Annotated in this window: 1 rRNA gene; it reads right to left on the bottom strand. The window is 58.7% G+C overall.

Annotated elements, in window-relative coordinates:
* Window positions 1–178: 178 nt before the first annotated feature.
* Window positions 179–1,698: ribosomal RNA gene (locus tag UXQ13_RS23515) — 16S ribosomal RNA — on the bottom strand.
* Between the last annotated feature and the right edge of the window lie 142 nt (window positions 1,699–1,840).

The raw sequence follows: 1,840 nt of genomic DNA on the forward strand, positions 1-1,840 counted from the left end.
GGCTGTACTTGGGGCCGATGACGACCGATCGGTCGAACTGGTCAGTGTTCCACCCGTGAGCGACACCCCACACACTCGCAACCACCCAAGACGGGCAGTCATCACGGCATGGGCGTGACTCTGGACCGGACACCCACAGGAGGAACCCCATGGACATGCGCCGGCCAGTGCTCCTTAGAAAGGAGGTGATCCAGCCGCACCTTCCGGTACGGCTACCTTGTTACGACTTCGTCCCAATCGCCGATCCCGCCTTCGACGGCTCCCTCCCACAAGGGGTTGGGCCACCGGCTTCGGGCGTTACCGACTTTCGTGACGTGACGGGCGGTGTGTACAAGGCCCGGGAACGTATTCACCGCAGCGTTGCTGATCTGCGATTACTAGCGACTCCAACTTCATGGGGTCGAGTTGCAGACCCCAATCCGAACTGAGACCGGCTTTTTGGGATTCGCTCCACCTCGCGGTATCGCAGCCCTTTGTACCGGCCATTGTAGCATGTTTGCAGCCCTAGACATAAGGGGCATGATGATTTGACGTCATCCCCACCTTCCTCCGAGTTGACCCCGGCAGTCTCCCATGAGTCCCCACCATTACGTGCTGGCAACATGGAACGAGGGTTGCGCTCGTTGCGGGACTTAACCCAACATCTCACGACACGAGCTGACGACAACCATGCACCACCTGTGTGCGACCCTTACGGACCCACCATCTCTGGAGGATTTCCGCACATGTCAAGCCTAGGTAAGGTTCTTCGCGTTGCATCGAATTAAGCAACATGCTCCGCCGCTTGTGCGGGCCCCCGTCAATTCCTTTGAGTTTTAGCCTTGCGGCCGTACTCCCCAGGCGGGGCGCTTAATGCGTTAGCTGCGGCACGGAGACCGTGGAATGGCCCCCACACCTAGCGCCCAACGTTTACGGCGTGGACTACCAGGGTATCTAATCCTGTTCGCTCCCCACGCTTTCGCTCCTCAGCGTCAGTTGTTGCCCAGAGACCCGCCTTCGCCACCGGTGTTCCTCCTGATATCTGCGCATTTCACCGCTACACCAGGAATTCCAGTCTCCCCTGCAACACTCAAGTCTGCCCGTATCGACTGCAGACCCGGAGTTGAGCTCCGGGCTTTCACAGCCGACGCGACAAACCGCCTACGAGCTCTTTACGCCCAATAATTCCGGACAACGCTTGCACCCTACGTATTACCGCGGCTGCTGGCACGTAGTTGGCCGGTGCTTCTTCTGCAGGTACCGTCACTTTCGCTTCGTCCCTGCTGAAAGAGGTTTACAACCCGAAGGCCGTCATCCCTCACGCGGCGTCGCTGCGTCAGGCTTCCGCCCATTGCGCAATATTCCCCACTGCTGCCTCCCGTAGGAGTCTGGGCCGTGTCTCAGTCCCAGTGTGGCCGGTCACCCTCTCAGGCCGGCTACCCGTCGTCGCCTTGGTAGGCCATCACCCCACCAACAAGCTGATAGGCCGCGGGCCCATCCCCAGCCGAAAAACTTTCCACACAACCCCATGCGAGGCTGAATGAATATCCGGTATTAGCACCAATTTCTTGGAGTTATCCCAGAGCTGAGGGCAGGTTGCCCACGTGTTACTCACCCGTTCGCCACTAATCCACCAGCAAGCTGGCTTCATCGTTCGACTTGCATGTGTTAAGCACGCCGCCAGCGTTCGTCCTGAGCCAGGATCAAACTCTCCGTAGATGAATTTCGATCCAAGGCCGAGAACCAAGAGTTGGCACTCTCGATATCAATCAACCCAACACCCACCCCCCGAGAGGAGTGGGGATCAAACATATGGCACTGACTTTCGGCACGCTGTTGAGTTCTCAAGGAGCGGACGCGC

The organism is Klenkia terrae, from assembly GCF_037083865.1.
In the GTDB taxonomy this organism is placed as follows: Bacteria; Actinomycetota; Actinomycetes; order Mycobacteriales; family Geodermatophilaceae; genus Klenkia; species Klenkia terrae.